Origin of the sequence: Litorimonas sp. (assembly GCA_029936425.1) — a bacterium.
Taxonomy (GTDB): domain Bacteria; phylum Pseudomonadota; class Alphaproteobacteria; order Caulobacterales; family Maricaulaceae; genus Litorimonas.
This window is the reverse complement of record JAPYSU010000045.1, coordinates 1-3,037: the sequence shown is the minus strand read 5'-3', so window position 1 is coordinate 3,037 and position 3,037 is coordinate 1. Positions and strand designations below refer to the sequence as shown.

Below are 3,037 nucleotides of genomic sequence, written 5' to 3'. Positions count from 1 at the left end.
GCGTTGCACAGAATGTTTAAAAAACTGCTCCACGCTCATATCACCACCTTCGCCATAACAACCACCAAGGTGGGCAATCAAAGCCTTCATGCCTGCAGCACTCCCCCTGGCAGCCAGCCATTCGAAATGGCCAACTCGAGCATGAGATGGAGAAAGGCTGATCACGGTTGCAGACTTCTCCAACTGATTACGGAAAATTTTTCTTTCATGATTACAAAGACTTAGCGGAAGACTGGTTGGTATCCCGATACCATAGAGAGCGTGACTGACAAGATATTCCTTGATCGCACTACGCAACCCCAAATAACCATCGCCCCTAAGAGCATAAGGGGTTCTTCCTCCACCCTTTAAGTACATTTCCATACGGCCTAACGGCGTAGCCACTTCCCCCAAGAGCAAAGACCTTCCATCACCAATACGATCGTTGAATATCCCATGGCGATGTCCTGCATACTTTTGTGCCAACGGAGACATACCGGGCAAGAGAATGTTTCCAGCATGAAGGTTTTTCAACGTTGAGACGCCTTCAACATGGGTCCGGAGCTGCTGAACATCGAGCTGCAATAAACGTAGCGCCATAGGCGAAATATCAATCAAATCTTCCACAGGCGAGAATTCTGGCGCCTGGGCTGACCACAGCATAGGTGGAAGGGTCTTCCAGGAATTGGATATCGAGAGAACTGCCCACGGGTTATCTTGCTTATCAGGAAGTTCAAGCATTTTTCATTCTCACAACAATAAAAAAGCCGCCCTGAGGGCGGCAAAAAGACGTCAAGACGGACGACCAGGAGAAATCATTCAGAAAAAACCAAGCGGATTGGTATCGTAGCTAACCAGCAAGTTCTTTGTTTGCTGATAGTGGTCAAGGATCATCTTGTGAGTCTCACGACCGATGCCTGATTTTTTATATCCACCAAAGGCCGCATGTGCTGGATAAGCGTGATAACAGTTAGTCCAGACTCGACCTGCCTGAATGCCACGTCCCATCCTGAAGGCAACGTTCATATCGCGACTCCATACACCAGCCCCAAGACCAAATTCAGTATCATTGGCGATCTGCAGTGCTTCCGTTTCGTCCTTAAAGGTAGTCACACCTACAACTGGACCAAAAATTTCCTCCTGGAAAACGCGCATTTTATTGTGACCTTTAAGGAGGGTCGGCTGGATATAGAAGCCGTTACCAAAGTCCCCTTCAAGAGATTCACTTCCACCACCCGCAAGTACCGTTGCACCTTCTTCTTTAGCAATACTCATGTACGACATAATTTTGTCATACTGCTCTCGAGAAGCCTGTGCACCTACTTGAGTTTCAGTATCAAGCGGATTACCACGCTTGATCGTCTTGATTCGTTTCAGTACGCGCTCGATAAAGTCGTCGTACATACTCTCTTGGACCAAGGCGCGAGAAGGACAAGTACAAACTTCGCCTTGATTAAAATAAGCCAAAACCAAACCCTCAACAGCTTTATCAATAAACGACTCTTCTGCGTTCATAATATCTGCGAAGTAAACATTTGGAGATTTTCCACCCAACTCTACAGTAGAGGGGATAATATTCTCGGCAGCACACTTTAGAATGTGAGATCCCACAGGGGTTGAACCGGTAAAGGCGATTTTTGCAATACGCTTGCTGGATGCCAGAGCCTGACCAGCCTCTTGACCGTACCCGTTCACCACATTCAGGACACCAGCAGGCAGCAAATCGCCAATACACTCCATTACCTTGAGAATGGAAACCGGAGTTTGCTCGGCAGGCTTCAAAACAATGCAGTTACCCGCCGCTAGCGCTGGAGCCAACTTCCATGTAGCCATCAAGATTGGAAAGTTCCATGGAATGATTTGCCCAACAACCCCAAGAGGTTCATGGAAGTGGTAAGCCACTGTATTTGAGTCGATCTCTGCAGCAGACCCTTCTTGGGCACGAATACAGCCAGCGAAATAGCGAAAATGGTCAACTGCCAGGGGCAAATCGGCATTCAATGTTTCGCGTACAGCTTTACCGTTATCCCACGTTTCTGCGACCGCCAGAGCCTCGAGGTTCTGCTCAATACGATCCGCGATTTTCAACAATATGTTGCTACGTTCTGTCGCTGAGGTTTTTCCCCATTCCCCAGCAACTCGGTGAGCGGCATCCAGAGCCAATTCCACGTCTTCCGCACTTGATCTGGCCACCTCACAGAAAACGTTACCATTTACCGGACTAACATTATCGAAATATTGTCCTTTCACCGGTGCAACCCACTCACCCCCAATATAGTTTTCGTAACGCTCTTTAAACGAGACAACTGAACCTTCGCTACCAGGATTTGCATAAATCATTGCCTGATTCCTCTTCTAATTGCTTGACGTCCGCGCTTTGATAAGTAGCGCCTGCATAGTCAGAATAGGATGATGAGGCCCAAGTACGCATGCTACCAAGGGAGTAATTCTTCTCCTCATTTGGTCTTAACGGTTAGCGTTTTCCCACCATGAATCTTCATATTTTCGATAGAAATGACTAATACTTCGGGTTAGCTCAAACTTTGCCATCGGGATATCAGAAAGCAGTTCAGGAATATCACTATCTATAAGCGCATTAGCAGAACGTCCAGCAGCAACTCCTTCTCTCATCAGGGAGTCAAGCCATACAAGCCATGCACGTGTCTGCTCAATCGGCCCCGAATCATGAGCGAGAGGGCCATGGCCGGGAATGATCACTGCTGGGTTTAGCTCTGCTAGTCGGTCTATTTCTTCCAGCCAGATATCAATTCCAGGAGAGTGAGGAGTGGTTGGTGCGCGGTTCCAAAACAGCATGTCCCCGGCAAACAGAATTTTTGTCAGAGGGTCATATACAACGAGATCATTGCCACTATGACCAGAAAACCTGATTAATTTTAGTGGGTATCCAGAAAAACTCTTCACCCCACCTTCAACAGTAACACTAGGTAAAATAACAACCGTGTCTTCGCTAGATATTCCCACACGTTCGTGCACTGTTTTGAGAAAAAAATCACCATTTTTCATTAACAAATTTCGTGTTTCAGAAAGCGCCATTATC

3 protein-coding genes are annotated in these 3,037 nt (G+C 47.1%); all 3 read right to left on the bottom strand.

Annotated features, from left to right (window positions below):
• On the bottom strand, positions 1-720 hold a 720-nt coding region (locus ACN0IC_RS14805; protein WP_416879546.1), incomplete at its 3' end, for a protein adenylyltransferase SelO family protein.
• Between the two features lie 78 nt (positions 721-798).
• Positions 799-2,319 carry an aldehyde dehydrogenase family protein gene (locus tag ACN0IC_RS14800; protein ID WP_416879545.1) on the bottom strand — a complete coding sequence of 507 codons (1,521 nt, stop codon included), beginning with the start codon at positions 2,317-2,319 and terminating at the stop codon, positions 799-801.
• A 126-nt stretch (positions 2,320-2,445) separates the two neighbouring features.
• On the bottom strand, positions 2,446-3,037 hold a 592-nt coding region (locus tag ACN0IC_RS14795; protein ID WP_416879544.1), incomplete at its 5' end, for an MBL fold metallo-hydrolase.